This is a genomic window from Sandaracinus amylolyticus, from assembly GCF_000737325.1.
GTDB lineage: Bacteria > Myxococcota_A > Polyangia > Polyangiales > Sandaracinaceae > Sandaracinus > Sandaracinus amylolyticus.
On record NZ_CP011125.1, the window covers coordinates 4,692,036 to 4,713,327 of the forward strand.

Annotated in this window: 25 protein-coding genes; 6 read left to right on the plus strand and 19 right to left on the minus strand. The window is 71.8% G+C overall.

Annotated features, from left to right (window positions below; translation table 11 throughout):
* Window positions 1–27 precede the first annotated feature (27 nt).
* Window positions 28–309, minus strand: a complete 282-nt coding sequence (locus DB32_RS19920) for a hypothetical protein (protein WP_157069207.1) — start codon at window positions 307–309, stop codon at window positions 28–30.
* On the opposite strand from DB32_RS19920, the gene DB32_RS19925 reads away from it, so the two are divergent.
* Together DB32_RS19925 and DB32_RS19930 are read left to right on the plus strand one after the other, a co-directional pair.
* Complete coding sequence (locus tag DB32_RS19925; protein WP_157069208.1) at window positions 302–856, plus strand: hypothetical protein; 555 nt, start codon at window positions 302–304, stop codon at window positions 854–856. The genes DB32_RS19920 and DB32_RS19925 overlap by 8 nt on opposite strands.
* A 143-nt stretch (window positions 857–999) precedes the next feature.
* A complete protein-coding gene (locus tag DB32_RS19930) occupies window positions 1,000–2,376 on the plus strand; it encodes a hemolysin family protein (RefSeq protein WP_053234198.1) in 1,377 nt (458 codons plus the stop codon).
* Between the two features lie 99 nt (window positions 2,377–2,475).
* On the opposite strand, the gene dcd is transcribed toward DB32_RS19930, so the two are convergent.
* Window positions 2,476–3,048, minus strand: a complete 573-nt coding sequence (gene dcd, locus DB32_RS19935) for a dCTP deaminase (RefSeq protein ID WP_053238873.1) — start codon at window positions 3,046–3,048, stop codon at window positions 2,476–2,478.
* A gap of 85 nt (window positions 3,049–3,133) precedes the next feature.
* Here dcd and DB32_RS19940 point away from each other — a divergent pair, with 85 nt between their 5' ends.
* Entirely contained in the window at window positions 3,134–3,796 is a 663-nt protein-coding gene (locus DB32_RS19940; RefSeq protein WP_053234201.1) for a sigma-70 family RNA polymerase sigma factor, read from the plus strand.
* Window positions 3,797–3,937: 141 nt separating this feature from the next.
* On the opposite strand, the gene DB32_RS19945 is transcribed toward DB32_RS19940, so the two are convergent.
* From DB32_RS19945 to nrdR, 10 genes are all read right to left on the minus strand, one after another.
* Window positions 3,938–5,257, minus strand: coding sequence for an amidohydrolase family protein (locus tag DB32_RS19945; protein WP_053234202.1), 1,320 nt, complete (start codon window positions 5,255–5,257; stop codon window positions 3,938–3,940).
* On the minus strand, window positions 5,254–6,834 hold the full coding sequence (locus tag DB32_RS19950; protein WP_053234204.1) for an amidohydrolase: 1,581 nt from the start codon (window positions 6,832–6,834) through the stop codon (window positions 5,254–5,256). Before DB32_RS19950 ends, DB32_RS19945 begins: the two co-directional genes overlap by 4 nt.
* A 64-nt stretch (window positions 6,835–6,898) precedes the next feature.
* Window positions 6,899–7,423 (minus strand): FHA domain-containing protein, encoded by a 525-nt coding sequence (locus tag DB32_RS19955; protein WP_053234206.1) that lies wholly within the window; start codon window positions 7,421–7,423, stop codon window positions 6,899–6,901.
* Between the two features lie 32 nt (window positions 7,424–7,455).
* Entirely contained in the window at window positions 7,456–7,986 is a 531-nt protein-coding gene (locus DB32_RS19960; RefSeq protein ID WP_053234208.1) for a M17 family peptidase N-terminal domain-containing protein, read from the minus strand.
* A 6-nt stretch (window positions 7,987–7,992) separates the two neighbouring features.
* The gene (gene nusB / locus DB32_RS19965; RefSeq protein WP_053234210.1) at window positions 7,993–8,421 is read right to left on the minus strand and encodes a transcription antitermination factor NusB; all 429 of its coding nucleotides are present in this window, start codon (window positions 8,419–8,421) and stop codon (window positions 7,993–7,995) included.
* 32 nt (window positions 8,422–8,453) lie between these two features.
* Window positions 8,454–8,942 (minus strand): 6,7-dimethyl-8-ribityllumazine synthase, encoded by a 489-nt coding sequence (ribH, locus tag DB32_RS19970; RefSeq protein ID WP_053238874.1) that lies wholly within the window; start codon window positions 8,940–8,942, stop codon window positions 8,454–8,456.
* A gap of 221 nt (window positions 8,943–9,163) precedes the next feature.
* Complete coding sequence (gene ribB / locus DB32_RS19975) at window positions 9,164–10,318, minus strand: 3,4-dihydroxy-2-butanone-4-phosphate synthase (protein ID WP_053234212.1); 1,155 nt, start codon at window positions 10,316–10,318, stop codon at window positions 9,164–9,166.
* A gap of 29 nt (window positions 10,319–10,347) precedes the next feature.
* Window positions 10,348–11,019: a riboflavin synthase gene (locus DB32_RS19980; RefSeq protein ID WP_075097960.1), complete on the minus strand. Its 672-nt coding sequence runs from the start codon at window positions 11,017–11,019 to the stop codon at window positions 10,348–10,350.
* Window positions 11,019–12,140, minus strand: a complete 1,122-nt coding sequence (ribD, locus tag DB32_RS19985) for a bifunctional diaminohydroxyphosphoribosylaminopyrimidine deaminase/5-amino-6-(5-phosphoribosylamino)uracil reductase RibD (RefSeq protein ID WP_240481226.1) — start codon at window positions 12,138–12,140, stop codon at window positions 11,019–11,021. The genes DB32_RS19980 and ribD overlap by 1 nt, the downstream gene beginning before the upstream one ends.
* On the minus strand, window positions 12,137–12,619 hold the full coding sequence (gene nrdR / locus DB32_RS19990) for a transcriptional regulator NrdR (protein ID WP_053234213.1): 483 nt from the start codon (window positions 12,617–12,619) through the stop codon (window positions 12,137–12,139). Before nrdR ends, ribD begins: the two co-directional genes overlap by 4 nt.
* 166 nt (window positions 12,620–12,785) lie before the next feature.
* On the opposite strand from nrdR, the gene DB32_RS19995 reads away from it, so the two are divergent.
* Window positions 12,786–13,154, plus strand: a complete 369-nt coding sequence (locus DB32_RS19995) for a hypothetical protein (RefSeq protein WP_157069209.1) — start codon at window positions 12,786–12,788, stop codon at window positions 13,152–13,154.
* A gap of 33 nt (window positions 13,155–13,187) precedes the next feature.
* On the opposite strand, the gene DB32_RS20000 is transcribed toward DB32_RS19995, so the two are convergent.
* Window positions 13,188–13,631, minus strand: a complete 444-nt coding sequence (locus tag DB32_RS20000) for a CBS domain-containing protein (protein ID WP_053234216.1) — start codon at window positions 13,629–13,631, stop codon at window positions 13,188–13,190.
* Between the two features lie 34 nt (window positions 13,632–13,665).
* Between DB32_RS20000 and DB32_RS20005 the strand changes: the two genes are divergently transcribed.
* Window positions 13,666–14,187: an RNA 2'-phosphotransferase gene (locus tag DB32_RS20005; RefSeq protein ID WP_053234219.1), complete on the plus strand. Its 522-nt coding sequence runs from the start codon at window positions 13,666–13,668 to the stop codon at window positions 14,185–14,187.
* Here the strand turns inward: DB32_RS20005 and DB32_RS20010 are convergent.
* Window positions 14,131–14,685 carry a hypothetical protein gene (locus DB32_RS20010; protein ID WP_053234220.1) on the minus strand — a complete coding sequence of 185 codons (555 nt, stop codon included), beginning with the start codon at window positions 14,683–14,685 and terminating at the stop codon, window positions 14,131–14,133. The two genes, DB32_RS20005 and DB32_RS20010, sit on opposite strands and share 57 nt — an antisense overlap.
* Before the next feature lie 93 nt (window positions 14,686–14,778).
* Here DB32_RS20010 and DB32_RS20015 point away from each other — a divergent pair, with 93 nt between their 5' ends.
* Window positions 14,779–15,645: a LysR family transcriptional regulator gene (locus DB32_RS20015; protein WP_053234222.1), complete on the plus strand. Its 867-nt coding sequence runs from the start codon at window positions 14,779–14,781 to the stop codon at window positions 15,643–15,645.
* Here DB32_RS20015 and DB32_RS20020 read toward each other — a convergent pair.
* From DB32_RS20020 to DB32_RS20040, 5 genes are all read right to left on the minus strand, one after another.
* Window positions 15,620–16,888, minus strand: a complete 1,269-nt coding sequence (locus DB32_RS20020) for a class I SAM-dependent RNA methyltransferase (RefSeq protein ID WP_053234224.1) — start codon at window positions 16,886–16,888, stop codon at window positions 15,620–15,622. The two genes, DB32_RS20015 and DB32_RS20020, sit on opposite strands and share 26 nt — an antisense overlap.
* Window positions 16,888–17,496 carry a hypothetical protein gene (locus DB32_RS20025; protein ID WP_157069210.1) on the minus strand — a complete coding sequence of 203 codons (609 nt, stop codon included), beginning with the start codon at window positions 17,494–17,496 and terminating at the stop codon, window positions 16,888–16,890. The genes DB32_RS20020 and DB32_RS20025 overlap by 1 nt, the downstream gene beginning before the upstream one ends.
* 4 nt (window positions 17,497–17,500) lie before the next feature.
* On the minus strand, window positions 17,501–18,571 hold the full coding sequence (gene mnmA, locus DB32_RS20030) for a tRNA 2-thiouridine(34) synthase MnmA (RefSeq protein WP_240481227.1): 1,071 nt from the start codon (window positions 18,569–18,571) through the stop codon (window positions 17,501–17,503).
* A 196-nt stretch (window positions 18,572–18,767) separates the two neighbouring features.
* Window positions 18,768–19,877, minus strand: coding sequence for a cysteine desulfurase family protein (locus tag DB32_RS20035; protein WP_169791492.1), 1,110 nt, complete (start codon window positions 19,875–19,877; stop codon window positions 18,768–18,770).
* A gap of 9 nt (window positions 19,878–19,886) precedes the next feature.
* Window positions 19,887–21,128: a hybrid sensor histidine kinase/response regulator gene (locus DB32_RS20040; RefSeq protein WP_053234229.1), complete on the minus strand. Its 1,242-nt coding sequence runs from the start codon at window positions 21,126–21,128 to the stop codon at window positions 19,887–19,889.
* Window positions 21,129–21,292: the final 164 nt, after the last annotated feature.

The following is a 21,292-nucleotide window of genomic DNA, read 5'->3' on the forward strand; positions in this document are numbered from 1 at the left end:
CACCCTGTTTCAAGAGTGGTATGCGCGTCACGGGAGCACCCGGACTCCAGGGCCCACGCCGAGGAGGGGGAGGCGGCAGGTGGTGACGAGCGCGAAGAAGAGCACCGCAGCAGCGAAGAGCGCCGCGAGCAAGCCCGGTCGGGCGCCCGCAGCACCGGCGAAGAAGTCCGTCTCGAGCAAGGCGCCCGCAGAGAAGCCCGCGAAGAGCGTGAAGGCTGCGCCCAAGACCGCGGCGAAGCCGGCGGCGCCCGCCCCGGCCGCGAAGAAGGCGACGCCCCTGCCGAAGCAGCCGGCCAAGACAATGGCCAAGCCCGAAAAGGTCGCCAAGCCCGAGAAGGCGGAGAAGGCCGAGAAGGTCGTCGCCGCCGACAAGGCTGCCGGCAGCGAGCCCCCGCCTCCGCCTGCGCCCGCCGCGGGCCTCGCGAAGCCCACCGCGCCGCGCCTCACGGTGCGCACGCCCGTCGGGGCGGACGAGCTCAAGCAGAAGATCGGCGCGCTCGCGACGGCGACGGCGAACATCCGCAACCTCAAGCGCTCGCTGCAGCGCAGCTTCTACGACATCGGCCTGATCCTGAAGGACATCGACGAGCGGAAGCTCTACGAGGTCAAGGGTTACGGCTCGTTCGAGGCGTTCCTCGAGCGCGAGATCGATCTCGGGAAGCAGCTCGGGCTTCGCCTCGCTCGCGCGGTGCAGGTCTTCCAGCGCGAGGCGGCCACGCAGGCGGGCCTCGACCGCGTGTCGGCGGCGATCGCCGTGTTCGACGGCGAGGTGGATCCCTCGCTCGCGCCGCCGCCCGGCACCGCACCCACCTCGAGCGGCGGCGCGCGGTCGCCGATCCCGTTCCACAAGCTGTGAGCGCCGGTCCGGACCCAGCGAGCGCGGTCTTCTCGGGCCGCGCTCGCGCCACGGTCGCCATCATCACCGTGCGCCCGGTGGGGATCGCGCTGTTCCCGGTGGGTATCGACACGCGCCCGCAGGGGCGCTAGTCCGGGGGGGCCGTGCTCGCGCTGCTCGCCGCGCTCCTGTGCGTGCTCGCCAACGCGTTCTTCGTGGCGGCGGAGTTCGCGCTCGCGAAGGTGCGTCCCACCGCGCTGCAGGCGCTCGCCAACGAGGGCGATCCCTCCGCCGCGCGCGCCTACGCGATCACCCAGCGCCTCGACGCCTACCTGAGCGCGACGCAGCTCGGGATCACGCTCGCGTCGCTCGGCCTCGGATGGCTGGGTGAGCCCGCGATGGAGCGCCTGCTCGCGCCGCCGCTCCACGCGCTCGGCGTGGACGAGCAGACCGCGTCGGGCGTCGCCGTCACCGCCGGGTTCATGATCATCTCGGCGCTGCACATCGTGGTCGGCGAGCTCGTCCCGAAGTCGCTCGCCATCCAGCGCCCCGAGGACGTCGCGCGGCACAGCTCGCTGCTGATGCGCGCGTTCTTCTACGCGTCGTACCCCGCGCTCTGGGTGCTCAACGGCACGTCGAACCTCGTGCTGCGCCTCATGGGCCTGCCCGCGCCGCAGCACGCCGAGGGCAAGCTCTCGCTCGAAGAGCTGCGCCTCGTCATCCAGGCCTCGTTCGACGAGCTCGAGGGCAAGAAGCGCGACCTGCTCGAGCGCGTGCTGCGCGCGACCGATCGCCCGGTGCGCGCGATCATGGTGCCGCGCGTCGACATGGAGGTGCTCTCCGTCGGCGACGGCTACGACAAGTGGATGGCGAAGGTCCGCCGCTTCGGGTTCAGCCGGTATCCGGTGAGCCAGGACGGCGATCCCGATCACGTCATCGGCTACGTGTACGTGAAGGATCTGCTGATGGCGGGCGGGCGCGAGCGTCCGCCGAGCATCGCGAGCCTGAAGCGCGACATCCTGATCGTCCCCGAGGGTCAGACCGTCGGCGAGGTGCTCGAGCAGTTCCAGCGCACGAAGATCCCGATCGCGCTGGTCGTCGACGAGTACGGCGGCACCGCGGGCCTCGTGACGCTCGAGGACGTCGTGACCGAGATCGTCGGCGATCTGCAGGACGAGATCACGATGGGGATCGCGACGCGCATCCATCCCGCGAAGGACGGAACGCTGATCGTCGACGGGACCGTTCCGATCGACGAGCTCGAGCTCACGGATCAGCGCATCCCGGAGATCGAGGGCGGCGACACGGTGAGCGGCTACGTCGTCGCGAGCCTCGGCCGTCTCGCGAGCCCCGGTGACGTGATCGATCTCGGTCGCTGGGAGATGATCGTCGAGGACGTCCGCGCCCGGCGCGTGCACCGCGTGCGGTTGCGCCGGAAGCCGGAGCCGTCGGGCGCGGAGCGCGAGAGCGATCGCCCGAGCCAGCCCTCGTCGATCCCGCCGCCGCCGAAGGATCGCCCGGAAGACGACGACGGGGCGTGACGCCAGCGGGAGTGCTCGCTGCCGGCGGGCCCGGCCGGGAGCGTGCGGCGCACGCGTACGGAAGGGCGCGTCGGCAGCGAGCCGATCTTGATCCCTGTCCTAGCGCGCGTCGCGCTTGATGCGCGACGGAGTCGGTCCGCTCTGGTCCTGGTACTTGCTGCTGCGGCGCGCGTCGCCGTAGGGGCGCTGCGCGGGGGAGCTCAGCGTCTCGAAGCTGATCTGGCAGATGCGCATGCCGGGGCGCAGCGCGACCGGCAGGCGACCGACGTTCGAGAGCTCGAGCGTGATCGTCCCGCGGAACCCGGGATCGATGAAGCCCGCCGTCGCGTGGATCAGGATCGCGAGCCGCCCGAGGCTCGAGCGACCGTCGACCTTCGCGAGCAGATCGTCGGGGACCTCGACGCGCTCGACGGTGCTGCCGAGCACGAACTCGCCGGGGTGCAGCACGAACTGCTGGCCGTCCTCCACCTCGACGATCTCGGTGAGCGTGTCGGGATCGTCGAGCTCGGGATCGACGAACGGCGTCGCCGAGCTGCGGAACAGCGCGAAGCGCGAGCCGAGCCGCAGGTCCACCGAGCACGGCTGGATCTGCACCGCGCGGTCGACGAGCGGATCGATCACGATGCGGCGCGCGTCGAGCGCGGCCTCGATGTCGCGGTCGGAGAGGATCATCGCGGCGGCATCGTCGCGCGCACGTCCGACGCGCGCAACGAGCGACTCTCGACGATCGCGGCGCACGCGTGGTACCTACGAGCGCGTGGGGCAGACCGACGACCAGCGCTTCGTCGAAGAGCACGCACCCCTGGTGCGGAAGATCGCGCTTCGCGTGCGCGCCGAGCTCGATCTGACGTGCGAGCTCGACGACCTGATCGCGTTCGGGTACCACGGCCTGCTCGAAGCGCGCGGTCGGTTCGACGAGACGCGAGGCGTGCTCTTCAGCACGTTCGCGTACTACCGCATCCGCGGCGCGATCCTCGATGGCGTGCGCAAGATGGCGTACCTGCCACGGCGCATCCATCAGAAGCGGCGCGCGGCGGAGGCGATCGACTGGGCGATCGAGGCCGAGGGCGAAGCGCGCGCGACGACGCCCGAGGCGCGCGCCGACGTCGAGGCCACCCTCGCCGCGGTGGACGACATCCTCGGCAAGATCACCGCGACGTTCATGCTCGCGGCGGTCGGGCAGGACGAGGAAGCGACGCGCGAGAGCCCCGAGGAGCAGCTGATCGGCGCGCACGAGAAGCAGCGCGTGCGCACCGCGCTCGAGACGCTGCCCGAGCGCGAGCGGATCGTGGTCAACGGGATGTACTTCGAGGGTCGGAACCTCGACGACATCGGCGCGGAGCTCGGGATCTCGAAGAGCTGGGCGTGTCGCATCCACACGCGCGCGCTCGGGCTGCTGCGCGAAGCGCTCGAGCGCTAGCTCGCAGCACGAATTCGCGCTCGCGAGCGCGAAGTTGCGGCGCGAATGGGCCATTTCTCAAGGAGAATTGCCCCGTTTTCGCGAACGGTCACCAGTGACCGTTCGAGCGGTCGACCCCGACCGCCCCAACGGCCGCCTCGCTCACTCCGAGCGGTCGCGCGCGACCGTCCCGGTCCAGCCTCGGGGCACCGCGTCGAGCGATCGATAGCGCTCGAGCAGCAGCGTCTGGCGGGACCGAAGGGGCACGTCCTGCCCCGCGACGATCACGTGGGTCGGCGCGCTGGTCGTCTCGAACGGATCGCCGCTCCACACCACCAGGTTCGCGCGGCGCCCCGCGGCGATCACGCCGTGCTCGCGCATCCCGAAGACCTCGGCGGGCAGCGACGTGACCGCGGCGAGCGCGGCATCGGGATCCATGCCCCACGCGATCGCGTTGCCCGCTTCCTGCCGCAGGTTCCGCGCGTCCCACGCGCCCGGCGACATCAACATCACGCGCACGCCGGCGCGCGAGAGCAGCGCGGCGTTGTCGTAGCGCGCGTGGAGGCGCGAGAAGCGCTCGGGCAGGTTCGTCATCGCCTGCACGATCACGGGCACGTTCGCGGCCGCGATCTGCGGCGCGACCATCCATCCTTCTTCGACGCCCGCGAGCACGATGCGCAGCCCGTACTCGCGCGCGAGCGCGATGGTGCGGACGACGTCGATCGCGCGCGACACCCTGATCACGACGGGGATGCGGCCGGCGAGCGCCTCGCCGACGCGCTCGAGATCGAGGCGGCTGACGTCGGTGTCGCGGAAGTCACCGCGATCGAACGCGGCGCGCTGGCGGGCGTAGAGCCGCGCGTCGTCGAGCAGCTCGCGCAGCCGCGTGATCGCGCTCGAGCGCGCGCCGCCCGCGGCGTCGATGCCCTCGTCGTTCAGGCTCACGTGGAGCGCGAGCTGCGGCGTGAGCACCGCGTCGGTGCTCACCGTGGACGAGGGGCCGAGCAGATCGGCCCACGCGCTCGTGCCCGGGACGAGGCCTCCTTCGGGCACGCTGGTCACGCTCGTGATCCCGCCCAAGCGCGCGACCGGGATCAGCGTGGAGAGCGGGTTGTACCCGTCGGCGGCGGAGAACGCGGCGCGGATCGCGTCGGCGTCGTCGTCCTCGGGACCGGTGTCGCGGGCCGCGCGCTCGAGCTCGATCTCCTCGAGGCCGAGCGCGGTCATCGTCGCGACGAAGCCGGGCGTGATCACCGCGCCGGTCGCGTCGATCACCGTGGCGCCGGCCGGGGCTGCGAGGCCCGCGCCGACCGCATCGATGCGATCGCCGCGCACGATGACGGTCGCGTTCTCGATCGGCGGGCCGTTGCCGGGGCGCACGGTCGCGCCGGTGATCGCGATCGTCGTGGTCGGGCGGCGCTGCGCCGACGTGGGGGTCGTGATCGCCAACAACGCGATCACCGCGAGCGCGCGGAGCTTCATCGCGCACCTCCGTCCTGCTCGAGCTGGAGATCGAGGCCGAGCTCGAAGTCGCTGTCGCGCGACGCGCCGTCGCGCGCGCGGTCGTACTCGCGCAGGCCGTCGACGAACACGAGATCGGCGTGCGCATAGACCGAGAACGGGCTCGCCGACCACACGACGACGTCGGCCATGCGTCCGGGCTCGAGCGTGCCCGCCATCTCGTCGATGCCGAGCGTCCACGCGGCGTTCGTGGTGATCCAGCGCAGCGCTTGGTCCTCGGTGATCTCGATCCCGGCGCGACGGCCCGCCGCCATCGCCTTACCGGCTTCCTGGTTGAGCCGCTGGATCAGCATCGGCGAGTCCGAGTGCAGCACCGCGCGCGTGCCCGCCTCGGTGAGCAGCGCGAGGTTCTCGGGGATCGCGTCGAAGGCTTCCATCTTGAAGCCCCACCAGTCGGCCCACGTGGAGATCGAGATCTCCTCGGCCGTGAGCAGGTCGCGGATCTTGTAGGCCTCGACCGCGTGGTGGAAGCCGCGGATGCGGAAGCCGAACTCGCGCGCGATCTCGATCATGCGCGCCATCTCGTCGGCGCGATAGCAGTGCATCTGCACGAGAACGCGGCCCTCGATCGCGCCGAGCAGGAGCTCGTGACCGAAGTCGCGCGTGGGTGGCGCGGGCGCCGGGCCGGGATCCTCGGGGTGCTCCTCGGGCGCGCCGGGATCGTCGCCTGCGCCCTCCCCTCCGGCGCCCGGGATCTCGCTCGCGTCGCGCTCTTCGGTCTGCTCGCTCTGCCAGCGCGCCCAGCGCTCCTGGCGGATCGACCAGAGGCGGTAGGTCTCCTGCCAGTCGCTCCACGAGCGGCCGTACTCGATCGCTTCCTGGAACGCGCGTCGATAGCCCGCGACGTTGCCCATGCGCGTCGAGGGCTCTTGGTGCTGGCCGCCGTAGACGCGCTTCGGGTTCTCGCCGCACGCCATCTTCATCGTGTCGGGCGCGCCGGGCAGCTCCATCTCGCTCGAGGTGCGGCCGAGGTGCAGCTTGTACGTCTCGCCCGCGCCGCCGATCAGGTTCGCGCTGCCGGGCAGCACCTGGATCGTCGTGATGCCGGCGGCGAGCGCGCGCGCGAGCGCGGGATCCTGCGGCCAGAACGAGTCGGACGCGCGCACGTGCGGCGTGACCGGGGCGGTCGCTTCGTTGCCGTCCTCGTGCGCCTGCGCTTCGGGCACGGGGTAGACGCCCATGTGCGAGTGCGTGTCGATGATCCCGGGCGTCACGAAGCGTCCGGAGACGTCGATCACCTCGGCGCCTTCGGGGATCGTGATCTCGCTGCGCGGACCGACGGCGCGGACGAGCCCGTCCTCCATGACGACGACGCCGTCTTCGATGGTGCGGCCGGTCGCGGTGAGCACGGTGCCTCCCGCGAGCACGACGAGCGGGGACTCGATCGTGGGCACCGAGGGACGCTGCGCCTGCCACGGGAGGAGCGGCGGCGCGGGGCTCGGCTCGGGCGCCGATGGACGCGCGGCGCGGAGGCCGGCGCCGCCACACGCGCCGAGCGCGAGGAGGACGAAGATCGCGGAGAGACGTGTCGCACGCATGAGGGCGCGCGGACTATCTCACGATCGCGACGTGCCGGGTGGCGAGCCGCGGGACGCGGGCGCGTCACGTCGATCCGTTCCGCAGGATCGCGAGCGTGCCGTCGAGGCGCTCGAAGCGGAACGACCACTTCCCGATCCGCAGGCGCGTGCCGTACGGGAGGGACGTGTCCTCGCCGTCGATCGCGCGCGTGCCGAGCGCGGTGCCGTTCGTCGAGCCGGCGTCGGCGATCGTCCACGCGTCGTCGCTCTGCCGCCGAATGCGCGCGTGGAGCTTCGAGATGCTCGCGTCGTCGACGAACACGTCGCTGGTGCTCGCGCGGCCCACGAGGATCGTGTCGGCGAACGTCGAGCGCAGCTTGCGGACCGGGAACACGAACGCGCGTGAGAGCTCGAGGCCGAGGCGCGCGCCGAGCTCGGGGCGCAGGATCGCGCGCGTCTGGAACGACCACTCGTCGTCCTCGTCCACGCGCGTGGGTGGAGCGCCGATCAGCTGTGCAGGGCCGAGGAGCTCGACGAGCTTCGCGTACTCGTGGTTGCGCGCGAGGTCGATCGCACCGACGAACGCGATCCCCGAGCCGAGCTTCTGCACGGCTCGTCAGGTGAGCACCGTGGCGTCGCGCGTCAGGCTCCGCCTTCGAGGGCGCGGGCCTTGCGCCGCGCGCGCTCGAGCACCGGGATCATGGAGCGTTGCGCGTCGAGCGGCTCGATCAGCGTGAGCTCGTCGTGCTCGTGGCGGTCACGCGCCGCGGACAAGAAGAGCTCGAGCGCGCGCTCGGGGCCCACCAGCTCGAGGCTGCGTCCGGGCAGCGCGATCACCGCGGTGCGCGCGCGCATCTTCTCGAGCGTGTCGAGCACGTCGTCGACCGACGCGACGAACGCGGTCTCGTCGAACGCCGCGCGCGGCCCGAGGCCGAACAGGAAGAGCTTCTCGAACGCGAGGCGCGGGCGCGCCGGGATGAGCACGCGCTCGCCGAGCGCGCCGCGCATGCGACCGCGCACCAGCAAGCGCGAGAGTCGTCCGCAGAGGCGCCAGTCGACGAGCCCCGCGGCGCCGCGCAGGGGGCGCTCGTCCTGGAAGAACGGGAGCGCGAGCGCCTCGGAGCGGAGCCCGTCGAGCGCGCGGAGGTCGGGCGCGACGAACCGGAGCTCCACGCGCGCTCAGTCCTTGCCGAGATCGCTCGCGATGCGATCGAGGACGCCGTTCACGAACCCCGCGCTGCCGTCGCTGCCGTAGCGCTTCGCGAGCTCGACCGCCTCGTTGAGCGTCACGCGTCGCGGGATGTCCTCCATCGCGATCAGCTCGTACGTGGCGAGGCGCAGGATGTTCCGATCGACGCGCGTCATGCGCTCGAGCCGCCAGTGCTGGCTCACCTTGCGGATGATCTCGTCGATCTTGTCGCCCTCGGTCTCGCAGCCGCGGACGATCCGGTTCGCGAAGTCCTCGCCCTCGCGCGACGAGCCGAGGTTGGCCCAGAACAGGTGGATGGCCTGCTCCGCGCGCACTCCCGATGCCTCCATCTGATAGAGCATCTGGAGCGCCGCTTCGCGGCCCTTGCGCCTCGAGCCGGTGCGCGCGGTGGAGCTCATCGTCGTCGGACCCGGACCGAGCGCGTGCGCGCTCAGAAGCCGGCCTTCTCCAGAGCGCGGCGGAGGTTGATCATCTCGATGGCGCCGAGGGCCGCTTCCCAGCCCTTGTTGCCCGCCTTCGTGCCGGCGCGCTCGATCGCCTGCTCGATGGTGTCGGTCGTCAGCACGCCGAAGATCACGGGCACGCCGGTCTGCATCATCACCTGCGCGCAGCCCTTCGTGGCCTCGCCGGCGACGTAGTCGAAGTGCGGCGTCGAGCCGCGGATCACCGCGCCGAGCGCGATGACGGCGTCGACCTTCTTGCTCGACGCGATCTGCCGCACGGCGACCGGGAGCTCGAACGCGCCGGGCGTGCGCGCGACGACGACGTTCGCGTCGGGCACGCCGTGGCGGCGGAGACCGTCGAGCGCGCCCTCGAGGAGTCGATCGGTGATGAAGTGATTGAATCGCGACACGACGATCGCGAAGCGCGCGCCCTGGGGCGTCTCGAACGTCCCCTCGATCTCCAGGATGTCAGGCATCACTCCCTCGGGTCGCGTGTCTAACGCACGCCGCGCTTTCGTGCACGCCGAGGACGAGCACGAGCGCGCGCGTACGTGCGTCGACGCGCTGCGGTGCATCGGCTCGTCGCTCGAGCGCGAGCAAGCGGGGTTGGGGCCCCGCGCGCAGTGTTCAGGGTGGGGGGACCCGATCCGGCTCTGCCGGTCGGGGGGAGGGGTCTTCCAAGACCCCTCCCGCAAGCTCAGTGCTTCAGCTCGGGCGCGTCCATCTCGCCGCTGAGCGCGGCGTCCTCGCTCACCACGAGCTGCTCGGTGACCTCGAGGCCGTAGCCGTCGACGCCCGCGATGCGGCGCGGACGGTTCGTCAGCAGGCGGATGCGACGCAGGCCGATCGCGCGCAGCACCTGCGCGCCGAGGCCGTACTCGCGGAGCACCTCGCCGCTGTCCATGTGCTTCGGCTTCACCTGCTTGCCGAGGCGCTGCGCGAGATCCGACTCGAGATCGATCGGGCCCGGGATGAACACGATCACGCCGCGCCCTTCCTCTTCGATGCGCGCGACGACGTCGTCGATCGCGACGCGCCCGCGGCTGCGCACGTCGAACACGTCGCCGAGCACGCTGCCCGTGTGCATGCGCACGAGCGTCGGGCTCTCGTCGATCTCGCCGAGCGTCAGCGCGAGGAACTCGCGCTGGTCGTGCTTCTGCACGAAGAGGTGCGCGCGCCACTGCTTGCCGCTCGGCAGCGCGAGCTCGCCGTCGAGGCGCTTCTCGATCATCTGCTCGTGCTCGAGGCGGTACTGGATCAGATCCGCGATCGACAGGATGCGAAGCCCGTGCTTCTCGGCGAATTCGACGAGATCGGGCATGCGCGCCATCGTGCCGTCGTCGTTCATGATCTCGCAGATGACGCCCGCGGGGCGGAACCCCGCGAGGTGGGCGAGATCCACCGAGCCCTCGGTGTGACCGGTGCGCTGCAGCACGCCGCCCGGGCGCGCCTTGAGCGGGAAGACGTGGCCGGGGCTCACGATGTCGGAGGGACGCGCGTCCTCGGCGATCGCGACCTTGATCGTGTGCGCGCGATCCGCGGCGCTGATGCCGGTCGACACGCCGTGGCGTGCCTCGATCGAGACGGTGAACGCGGTCGAGCGCTGCGACTGGTTGTCGTCGACCATCATCGGCAGATCGAGCTGCCGCACGTGCTCGTCGGTGATCGTCAGGCAGATGAGGCCGCGGCCCCACTTCGCCATGAAGTTGATCGCCTCGGGCGTGACCTTCTCGGCGGCCATGACGAGGTCGCCCTCGTTCTCGCGGTCCTCGTCGTCGACGAGGATCACCATCCGACCGGCGCGGATGTCCTCGAGGGCACGGTGGACTCTCTCGATCGCGGTGCGACGCATCGTTGACCTCGTCTCTCGTTCGTTGCGAATCAAAGGAATCCGGTGCGACCCAGGAGATCCAGGGTGACACCTCCACCGCCCGCGCCGGGCGGGTTCTGCGGGGGCACGCCGTCGACGCCCGGGTTGCCCAGGAGGCGCGCGACGTACTTCGCGAGCACGTCGACCTCGAGGTTGATCGGCGCGCCGACGTCCTTCTGATCGAGCAGCGTCTTCTCGCGCGTGATCGGCACGAGCACGACGTCGAAGCGCGTGCCGGTCGCGCCGTTCACGGTGAGGCTCACGCCGTCGACGGTGATCGAGCCCTTCGGCGCGAGGAAGCGCGCGAGCACCTCGGGCACCTCGAATTCGACCTTCAGCGCGTCGCCGAGCGGCGTCTTCGCGGCGACCTTGCCGACGCCGTCGACGTGCCCGCTCACGACGTGGCCGCCGAAGCGATCCCCGGCGCGCAGCGCGCGCTCGAGGTGCACCTTCGTGCCGCGCGTGATCGCACCGAGCGTCGTCTTCTCGAGCGTCTCCGCCGACGCGTCGCAGGTGAACCCGCCTTCCGGCATCGTCGTCACGCTGAGGCACACGCCGTTCACCGCGATCGACTCGCCGAGCACGAGGTCGCGCCACGGGCACTCGATGCGCATCGTCGATCCGAGCGCGCCGCGCTGGACGTCCCGCACCGTGCCGATCTCTTCGACTAGACCCGTGAACATCACGCCTCCCGAGGGCCTCTGGTGACACGACCGCGGAAGCGAACGTCGCGTCCGAGCCGATCGATCTCGAGATCCGCGAGCTGGAACGCGCTCGCGATCTGCATGGGGGGATCGTGCATCGCTGCCAAGGGCCGAGCATCGGGATCCCCGAGGACCACGGGCGCGACGAAGATCTCCGCCCGATCGGCGAGGCCACGATCCAGCAGCGCCCCGTGCACGCGCCCTCCGCCCTCGGCGAGCAGGCGCATCACGTCGCGACGGCCGAGCTCGGCGAGCGTCCACGCGACGTCGACGGTCTCGCCCTCGAGCGGCGCTTCGATCAGCACGACACCATCGCGGCGGAGCGCGTCGCGTCGCTCGTTCGGTGCGTCCGGGCCATGCACGATCCACGTCGGGCGCGACGAGCCGTGCGCCACGAGCTTCGCGCTCTCGGGCGTGCGCAGGTGCGTGTCGAGCACCACGCGGATGGGGTCGCGGCCCTCGACCATGCGGACGTCGAGGCGCGGATCATCCGCGAGCACCGTGCCCACGCCGACCATCACCGCGTCGGCGCGATCGCGCAGTCGATGTGCCTCGCGGCGTGCGTCCTCGCCGGTGATCCACTTCGAGTCGCCGGTGCGTGACGCGATGCGTCCGTCGAGCGTCACGGCGGCCTTCAGGATCACCAGCGGGCGCTTCTTCACGACGAGGCACGCGAAGTCCTCGATCACCTCGCGCGCCTGCGCCTCGCGCACCCCGAGCACGACCTCGACGCCCGCTTCGCGCAGCCGCGCCGCGCCGGAGGTGGGGCCGTGCTTCGCGGGATCGACGCAGCCCACGACCACGCGCGCGATGCCCGCGGCGAGGATCGCGTCGGTGCACGGCGCGGTGCGCCCGTGGTGGTTGCACGGCTCGAGCGTGCAGTAGAGCGTCGCGCGGCGCGCGCGATCGCCGGCCGCGCGCATCGCGACGACCTCGGCGTGGGCCTCGCCTGCACGCTCGTGGTGCCCGACGCCGACGACCTCGCCGCCCTGCACGATGACCGCGCCGACGTGAGGGTTCGGAGCGGTCCGGCCCTTGCGCGCCTCGGCGAGCGCGAGGTCCATCATGCGCTCGTCGAACGACGCGACCGGTGCGCTCACGACGACGAGCTCTCGCGCTTCGGCGTGCCGTCGGGCAGGAGCTGCGCGATCTCCGCCATGAACTCGTGGAGGTCGGCGAACGAGCGATAGACGCTCGCGAAGCGCACGTACGCGACGGGATCGAGCTCGCGCAGCGCGTCCATCGCCTTCTCGCCGATCATCGACGAGGGCACTTCCTTCTCGCCGGTCTCGACGAGCTCGCGCTCGAGGCGATCCACGAGCCGCTCGAGCGACTCCTGCGAGACCGGGCGCTTCTCGCACGCGCGGCGCACGCCGCCGAGGATCTTCATGCGATCGAAGGGCTCGCGCCGGCCGTCCTTCTTCACGACGAGCGGAAGCACCTGCTCGACGCGCTCGTAGGTCGTGTAGCGGCGCGCGCAGCCCTCGCACTCACGACGCCGGCGCGTGACCTCACCGCCCTGCGAGAGGCGGGAGTCGATCACCTTGTTGTCCAGGGTGCCGCAGAAGGGGCACTTCATCGCGGCCGATCGCTAACCCCTCGGGCGCAAAAGGGCAAACAGGCATGTGCGCGAGTCCGCTCGCTGGATCGGGAGGCGCGACCCGTGGCAGCGTCGGCGCATGCGCGCGCTCGAGCCCTGCCCTGTCTGCCACCGCCACGTCGCGGTCCGCGAGCCACGCTGTCCGATGTGCGGGGTCGACCTCGCCGTCGGGTGGGCGAGGCCGCGCGCGAGCCTCGTTCCGCGCGGGCTCGGGCGCGCAGCGCGCGTCGTCGCGCTGGGGATCACGGTCAGCGCGTGCGGCGCGCGAACCGACCTCGGCAGCGAGGACGCGAGCGCGCGCGACGACGCCGCGCAGCGCGAGGACGCCGCGACGCCGGTGGCCGACGCGGGCACGCCGCGCGACGCGGGACGGGATGCGGGCGTCGACGCGGGGGACATCCCGATCCCGCTCTACGGCGCACCACCGGTGCGCGACCTCCCGGAGCAGGCGATCGCCACGATCCCGCCCGAGGCCGCGCGCCCGCGCGACGACGAGGCAGACGAGCGCGCGTGACGAACGTGGCGCGATGTCTCGCGCCATTCGTGCTCAGATGAACGTCGACGTCGCCTGCAGCGGCCGGGAGATCTCGCGCAGCAGCTCGGCGGTCTCGTGCTCGTCGCCCGCGCGCGCCACGTCGGCCTGGGACACGATGCCGCAGCAGCGTCCCTTCGAGTCCACGACCGGCACGCGCCGGATCATGTTCGACTCGAGAACCTCGCAGCACTCGTGGATGCTGTCGTCGACGTTCACCGTCACGCACGGGCTCGACATGACCTGTCCGGCGGTCATCTCGAGCGGGTTCTTGCCCTGCGCGACGGTGCGACAAGCGATGTCGCGATCGGTCACGACGCCGATGGGCGTGCCCACGTCGTCGAGCACCGGGATCTCGCCGCAGTCGTGCACGATCATCATGCGCGCGACCTCCTCGAGCGACGTCGAGGCGCTGCAGCACGCGGGCGAGCGGGTCATGATGTCTCGGACCTTCTGCATACTCGTCCTCCGGCCCGCGATCGCTGCACCCCGCATGCCCTCGATCGAGCTGAGCAAGCGCCTCGCGTGGGCGCTCCGCCATCGCCCCGGCGCGGTGGGGATCACGCTCGACGGCGCCGGATGGACCGACGTCGACGCGTTGCTCGATGCGCTCGGGATCACGCGTGAGGAGCTCGACGCGGTGCTCGCGATGCCGGGCAAGAAGCGCTTCGAGCTCGAGGGCTCGCGCATCCGCGCGCTGCACGGGCACTCGGTCGCGGTGGACGTCGACCATCCCGCGATCGCCCCGCCGGAGATCCTGTTCCACGGCACGATCCGCGCGCGGCTCGCGTCGATCCGCGCGAAGGGGCTCGTGCCGGGCGCGCGCCGTCACGTCCACCTCGCCGAGACGCGTGAGGACGCGATCGAGGTGGGCGCGCGGCGCGGACCGCCGATCGTGATCGAGGTCCGCGCCGCGGCGATGCATGCGCGCGGCGTGCGCTTCTCGCGCGCGCCGGGCTCACGCGTGTGGCTCGTCGACTACGTGCCCGCCGAGCACCTCGGGATCCCCGAGTAGGACGCGCTGCACGTCGCGCCACGTGCGCGTCGCGACGACCCAGTCGGGCGCGGGATCGCGCTGCACGCCGAACCAGCAGAGCGCGGGCACGACGCCCTCGAGGTGACGCAGCACGTCGAGGCGATCGTCGACGAAGCAGGTGAGCCCCAGCGCGAGCGCGTGCTCGCGCTTCTGCCTGCGCTCACGGCAGAAGCGCACGTGCTCGGGTGGGATCCCGGTCACGTCGTGGAAGCCCTGGTGCGCGAGCCAGCGGCGCGTGAGCGCCTGGATGCGCGGGCCGCACTTCGAGACGAGCCACACGCGCCCTTCGAGGTGCGCGTGAAGCCGCGCGATCGTCTCGAACGCGCCGGGCACGGGTGGCGTGCGGAGCGCGTCGTCCTCGCTGCCCGAGAGGAACGACGTGTCGGTGGTGCCGTCGTCGGCGGTGGCACCGATGATGACCCGACCGATGTCGACGCCGAGGCGCGCACCGGGCGGAAGCGGGAGATGTCGATTCATGTTCGCGACGTCCTTTCGTCCGCATCGAAGCTGGGCGGAACGAGGATTCGCGTCCGTTGAAGAATCCCGACGATCGATCGGAGAATCCGAACGATGGATCTCGACCTCCTCCGCGCGTTCGTCGCGTTCGCCGAGCACGGCACCTTCGCGGGCGCGTCGAGCGCGCTGCACGTCTCGCAGGCGACGCTGCACGGGCAGATCGCGCGCCTCTCCGAGCAGCTGGGCGTGCCGCTCTACCGGCGTGTGGGGCACGGCGTGGAGCTCACCGAGGACGGCGTGCGCGTGCTCGCGTTCGCCCGCGAGACCGACGCGCGGATCCGCGGATTCCGCGACGAATTGCGTGCCGGCGCGAGCTCTCAGCCGGTGGTCCTCGCGGCGGGGGAAGGCGCGTTCCTGTACTTGCTGGGGCCCGCCGTGCGCGCGTTCCACGGGAAGGCGCTCGCACCGCTGCGCCTGCTGACGCGCTCCGGGCCGACCGCGCTCGAGGCGGTGCGACGCGGCGAGGCACAGCTCGCGGTCACAGCGCTCGCGAGCGTTCCCGACGACCTCGAGGCGCAGGCGCTCGCGCACGTCGGCGCGAAGGTGCTCATCCCGAGGCGCCACCCGCTCGCGCGCAAGCGCGCGCTGCGCCTGCGTGACCTCGCGGGCGAGCGCTTGATCGTCCCTCCGATCGGCGCGCCGCACCGGGATGCGATCGCGCGCGCGATGGAGGCGGAAGGGCTCGTGTGGTCGCCCGCGGTCGAGGCGCAGGGCTGGGAGCTGATGGCGCACTTCGCGCGCATGGGCCTGGGCCTCGCGATCGTGAACGCGTTCTGTCGCGTACCGAACGGGCTCCACGCGCGGCCTCTGCGCGCGCTGCCGCCGGTCACCTATCGCGTGCTCTGGCGACGAGGCGCGGCGTTGTCGCACGCAGCCGAGGCGCTGCGCGCGATGATCACGACGAAGCGCGCGGGATCATGAGCGCGACCGTCTCGACGTGCGCGGTCTGCGGGAACATGTCGAACGCCTCGACGCGCGCGAGCACGTAGCCGTGGGTCGCGAGGCGCTCGAGATCGCGGCCGAGCGTCGCGGGATCGCACGAGACGTAGACGACGCGCGCAGCGCGCAGCGCGGCGATCGGATCGATCACCTCCTTCGCGCCGGTGCGCGGAGGATCGAGCACGACGACGTCGACGCGCTCCTTCTTGCCGGTCGGGACGCCTGCGAGCGCGTCGGCGGTGATCACCTCGGCGCGGAGATCATGCACCGCGAGGTTCTCGCGCAACGCCTCGGTCGCGCCCGAGGAGAGCTCGACGGCGCGCACGGATGCAGCGCGCGCAGCGAGCGCGAGCGTGAGGTTGCCGTGCCCGCAGTAGAGCTCGAGCACGCGCGCGCCCTGGGGCTCGGCCCACGCGATCACGCGCGCGCCGAGCGCCGCGTTGATCTCGTCGTGGGCCTGGCTGAACCCGCCGATCGCGCCGTGGATGACGCGACCTTCGACGTCGCGCCCGACCTCGCGGGGATCGCCGATTCGCGTCGCGACGCTCGCACCGCCCGCGCGCACGCTCGCGCCGGCGACGGTCCCCTCCGCGACCATCGCCTCGAGCTCCGCGAACGCCGCGCGCGGGAGCACCGCGTCGGTCTCGATCACGATCACCGCGCGTCCGCCCGCGCCGATCGCGAGCTGCATCTCGCCCGATCCCGACAGGTGCGCGCGCAGCCGAGCGCGCACGAGCGCGAGCGCCGCGTCGAGCTCGGGGCGCAGCACGAGGCAGCGCTCGACGTCGACGATGCGCTCGTCGCGCCGAGCGCGCAGGCCGAGCGCCCCACCCTTCCACGCGAGCCGCGCGCGGCCGCGATACGCGAACATCGCGGTGGGCTGCGTGATCGCGAGCGACACCGCGCTCGACGCGCGCGGCACCTTGGCGAGCGCGCGCTCGACCGTCGCGCGCTTCGCCTCGGCCTGTGCTTCCGCCGAGCCGTGCATCCACGGGCACCCGCCGCAGCGCGCGACGTGCGCGCACGCGGGCTCGACGCGCGACGCCGACGGCTCGAGCACCACCAGGCGACGCGCGCGCAGCAGCTTGCCTTCCTTGCGCACGTCCTCGACGCGCACGCGCTCGCCGGGCAGTCCGCCGGGCGCGAACACCAGCCCGCGCTCGGTCTCGACCACGGCGTCGCCGTCCTTCGCGAGCCCTCGGACGCGCCCTTCGATCGACTTCACTACGGGAAGGTCTGCGCGGGACGCCCGCGCTGGTAGAAGAACGTGAAGCTCCCGGACACGCGCGCGGTGCGCTCGCCAGGGCGCTCGGGATCGTCGAACACGACGTCGGTAAACGTCGCGCTGATCTCGGTCTGCGTCGAGTCGATGTCGGGCGCGTAGATCGCGTCGAAGGTGATCGTGCCGGAGTACGCCTGGAGGATCAGCGGGATGCGCCAGAACTCGCGCGGGAACCCCGAGTCGCACGTCTCGTTGAGGTAGAGCGTCATCTTCACCGGCGCCTCGGCGAGCGCGGTGAGCGGGATCGGCACTCCGAGTGACGTGCGCTGCAGCTCGTTCGCGTCCTGCACGAGCACCACGAGCCCGTCGCTCTCGCCCTCGCGGAAGCTGCCGCGCTGGATGCGCAGCGAGAGCCGCCGCGCGATGTCGTCGTCCGGGTCGCCGCGATCCTCGATCACGTCGGCCGAGAAGAACGTCGGGCGCAGCGAGTACGCGGGCTCGTCGAGCTCGCAGAGCGGATCGACGACCGATCCCACGAGCTCGCCGGTGCCCTGTCCTACCGAGCACGACGCGAGCAGTGTCGCGATCCCGATCCCGAGCAGCGCGCGCATGATCTCAGGCGATCGTGCCACCACCGACCACGCGCGGTCCAACGTACACCACGGCCGCCTGACCGGGCGCGACCGCGCGCTGGGGCGAGGCGAAGCGCGCCACGAACCCGTCCGCGGTCGGCTCGACGCGCGCGGGGGACGCCGCGTGGCGGTGACGGATCTGCACCTCGGCCTCGAACGCCTCGCGCGGCGCGTCGCCGATCCACGTGACGTGACGCGCGGTGAGCGCGTCCGCGCGCAGACCGTCCTCGCCGCCGACGATCACGTCGCCGGTCTCGCGCACGATCCGAAGCACGTAGCGCGGCTTGCCATCGGGCGCGGGCCCTGCGAGCCCGAGGCCCTTGCGCTGTCCGATCGTGAAGCGCTGCACGCCGTCGTGCGCGGCGAGCACGGCGCCGGTCTCGTCGACGATCCGGCCCGCCGTGCCGGCGCCCGCCTCGCGCTCGACGAACCCGCCGATGTCACCGTCGGGCACGAAGCAGAGCTCCTGCGAGTCCTTCTTCGCCCAGTTCGGCACGCCCAGGCGACGGCCCTCGTCGCGCGTTCGATCCTTCGTCATCCCGCCGAGCGGGAGCACGAGGCGCGCGAGGATCGAGCTCGGTACGCCGTAGAGGAAGTAGCTCTGATCCTTGCTCGCATCCGCGCCGCGCAGGAGCACCGGGCCCGTGGGATCGAGCTCGACGCGCGCGTAGTGCCCGGTCGCGATCTTCGTGCATCCGAGCTGATCCGCGAGCTGCGCGAGCCGGCCGAGCTTCACGTACTGGTTGCACGCGACACACGGGCTCGGCGTGGTGCCGCCGCGATACGCGTCGAGGAAGGGATCGACGACCTCGGTCCGGAACGCCTCGCGCTCGTCGATCACGTAGTGCGGGATGTCGAGCGCCTCGCAGGTGCGTCGCGCGTCGTCGCGATCCTCGGGCGCGCAGCACCGACCGACCTTGCTCTCGCCGGTCGCGTCCCAGAGGTGCAGCGTGACGCCGACGAGCGTGTGCCCCTGCTCGCGCAGCAGCGCCGCTGCCACCGACGAGTCCACACCGCCGCTCATCGCGACCAACACGCGCTCGGGACCGCTCACCGCGCTCGACCTGGCGCAACGGCGCGCGATCGTCAATGCGACCGCTGAACATCTGGATCCCTCGCGTTCCATTCGAGCGAACGCTCGATCGCGCGAGAGCACGCGATCGATTTCGATCTTCTTTCGCGCACTTGCGATCCGAATCGCGACGCGCGCTGATCCGATCGATCGAAACCTCGACGCGATCTGAAGTCTCTCAGGCGCGCGGCAGCACGCGACGCAGCGTGGCGATCGCGTGATCGATCATCGCGTCGTTCGTCTCGGGCCCGAGCGAGATCCGCAGCGCGCTGCTCGCACGCCAGGGCTCGTCCTCGTGCATCGCGGCGAGCACGGGCGAGGGCCGATCGAGCCCCGACGAGCACGCCGCGCCGCTCGCGACCTCGAGCCCTTCGAGATCGAGCGCCGCGACGAGCGCGGTGCCGCGCCACCCGGGAACGCTCGCGCTCACACACGTCGCGACCCGCTCGCCCTCGCGCGCATTGATCGACGCGCCGAGCTCCTCGAGCGCGCGCTCGATCCGATCCCGACGCGCGGCGATCGTCGGCATCGCCGCGAGCCGCTCGTCGATCGAGGCGCACGCACCGCCGAAGCCCGACAGCGAGATCACGTCGGGCGAGCCCGCGCGCCGCCCGCGCTCCTGTGCACCACCGACGATCAGCGACGCGAGCTCCGGCGCGTCGCGCGCGATCCAGAGCGCCCCCGCGCCTGCCGGACCGCCGATCTTGTGCGACGCGAACGCCATCGCGGTCGCGCCGATCGCGCGCACGTCGATCGCGATCTTCCCGAGCGCCTGCGTCGCATCGATCACGCAGGCGACTCCGTGCGCGCGGCACGACGCAGCGATCTCGGCGACGGGCAGCACGGTGCCGGTCTCGTGGTTGACCCACTGCACCGCGACGAGCGAGGTGTCGCCGGTGATCGCGCGCGAGACCTCGTCCGCGGTCGGCGCACGCCCGCGCGCGACCGCGAGCCGCGTCACGCGCGATCCCGGGATCGACTCGACGCTCATCGCGATCGCGGGGTGCTCGATCGTCGTGGTGATCACGTGCGAGCCCGGGCGCGCGAGCCCACGGACCGCGAGGTTGCACGCCTCGGTGCCGCCCGACGTGAGCACGATCTCCGCCGGCGTCGCCGCGATCGAAGCGCCGATGCGATCGCGCGCCTTCTCGAGCAGCGCGCGCGACGCGCGACCCGCGGCGTGCACGCTCGCCGGGTTCGCCCACCCTCGCTCGCGCGCTTCGTCCATCGCGCCGCGCGCGCCTTCGCAGAGCGGCGTCGCGGCGTGGTGATCGAGGTAGATGCGCACCCGATCGATCTACTCGATCGGATGCGTGCTCGCCGGGATCCGCGGGCGGACCTTCACGCGCAGCACGACCTCGGTGCCCGTGAGCCCGCGCGCCGCGAGCGCCGGGCTCGGCGGGCTGTGCACCGCCACGTCGCCGCCCATCGCCTCCGCCACGCGACGCGCGAACGCGAGGCCGAGCCCGACGCCGCCGTGCTGTCGCGTGACCGATCCGTCGACCTGATAGAACGGCTCGAGGATCTTCGCGATGCGATCGGGCGGCACGCCCGGACCGTTGTCCGCGACGACGAATTCGTACGACGCATCCTCGGGCGTCGCGCCCGCGACGCGCTGCACCGCGATCGCGACCTCGCCGCCCGGCGGCGTGAACTTCACCGCGTTGTCGAGCAGGTGCGCCATCGCGCGTCGCAGCTTGTCGGGATCGCCCGTCCCGAGCAGCGCCTCCTTGCTCCGGCCGTCGCGCAGCGTCAGGCGCCGATCGTCGAAGCGCGGCTTGCTCTCGTCGATCGCGCGGGCGGCGACCTGCGCGAAGTCGTAGTCGCGCGCGTAGAAGTGGAGGCGCCCGGTCTCGAGCGAGCTGACGTCGAGCAGCGTGTCGATCAGCGAGCGCAGGCGCGACGTCGCGGCGTCGACGCTGGTGAGCGCCTTGCGCTGCACCGGCGTGAGCGGACCGAGCTCTTCGCCGAGCAGCAGCTTCAGGTAGCCGACCACCGGCGTCATCGGAGTCGCGAGCTCGTGCGACAGGTTCCGCAGGAACTCGCGGCGCAGCCGCATCATCTCCTCGAGGCGCGTGTTCGCCTGCGAGAGCTCGACGATCTTCTTCTCGAGCCGCTCGACCATGCGATGCGACTGCTGGCGCAGGTGGATCTCGCCGGTGTTGTCCTCGGCGCGCTCGCGGTGCCCACGTAAGTACTTCTCGATCTGCTTCGGGAAGCGCCGCGCATCGATCGGCTTCTCGAGGAAGCCGTCGCAGCCGACCGCGAGGCTCATCGCGCGATCGCCCTCTGCGGTGATCGCGACGATCGGAACGCCCGCGAGGCGCGGGATCCCGCGCAAGCGCAGCGTCACCTCGTAGCCGTCGAGATCGGGCACGTTGATGTCGACGAGCACGAGCTCGGGGCTGACCTCGCCCGCCAGGCGGATGCCCTCCAGCCCGGTGCCTGCGTCGACGACCTCGTGCCCCGCGGCGACGAGGATCTTGCGGACCAGCAAGCGGCTCTTGGGGTCGTCCTCGATGTGGAGGATTCGGGCCACGGCGCGAGCCTAGACCGTCAGTCCTGATTCCAGCAATCCTGGAAGGCCAAGTGGCCACGTTCGCGCGGCGGGGCGTGCCGTCGTGCCGGGAAAGATCCAGTGATCCCGCGGACCTACTCCGTGGTTGGCGACATCGGACCACGAGTCCGTGGCGCGGCGCACTC

Coding starts and splice junctions, on each gene's coding strand:
- DB32_RS19950 (WP_053234204.1), bottom strand. CDS start 6,834: ATGCGTGCGACACGTCTCTCCGCGATCTTCGTCCTCCTCGCGCTCGGC.
- dcd (WP_053238873.1), bottom strand. CDS start 3,048: ATGATCCTCTCCGACCGCGACATCGAGGCCGCGCTCGACGCGCGCCGC.
- DB32_RS20005 (WP_053234219.1), top strand. CDS start 13,666: ATGCCCTCGATCGAGCTGAGCAAGCGCCTCGCGTGGGCGCTCCGCCAT.
- DB32_RS20000 (WP_053234216.1), bottom strand. CDS start 13,631: ATGCAGAAGGTCCGAGACATCATGACCCGCTCGCCCGCGTGCTGCAGC.
- DB32_RS19945 (WP_053234202.1), bottom strand. CDS start 5,257: ATGAAGCTCCGCGCGCTCGCGGTGATCGCGTTGTTGGCGATCACGACC.
- DB32_RS20015 (WP_053234222.1), top strand. CDS start 14,779: ATGGATCTCGACCTCCTCCGCGCGTTCGTCGCGTTCGCCGAGCACGGC.
- DB32_RS19925 (WP_157069208.1), top strand. CDS start 302: ATGGCCAAGCCCGAAAAGGTCGCCAAGCCCGAGAAGGCGGAGAAGGCC.
- DB32_RS20010 (WP_053234220.1), bottom strand. CDS start 14,685: ATGAATCGACATCTCCCGCTTCCGCCCGGTGCGCGCCTCGGCGTCGAC.
- ribH (WP_053238874.1), bottom strand. CDS start 8,942: ATGCCTGACATCCTGGAGATCGAGGGGACGTTCGAGACGCCCCAGGGC.
- nrdR (WP_053234213.1), bottom strand. CDS start 12,619: ATGAAGTGCCCCTTCTGCGGCACCCTGGACAACAAGGTGATCGACTCC.
- DB32_RS19995 (WP_157069209.1), top strand. CDS start 12,786: ATGTGCGGGGTCGACCTCGCCGTCGGGTGGGCGAGGCCGCGCGCGAGC.
- nusB (WP_053234210.1), bottom strand. CDS start 8,421: ATGAGCTCCACCGCGCGCACCGGCTCGAGGCGCAAGGGCCGCGAAGCG.
- DB32_RS20025 (WP_157069210.1), bottom strand. CDS start 17,496: ATGCGCGCGCTGCTCGGGATCGGGATCGCGACACTGCTCGCGTCGTGC.
- ribB (WP_053234212.1), bottom strand. CDS start 10,318: ATGCGTCGCACCGCGATCGAGAGAGTCCACCGTGCCCTCGAGGACATC.
- DB32_RS19980 (WP_075097960.1), bottom strand. CDS start 11,019: ATGTTCACGGGTCTAGTCGAAGAGATCGGCACGGTGCGGGACGTCCAG.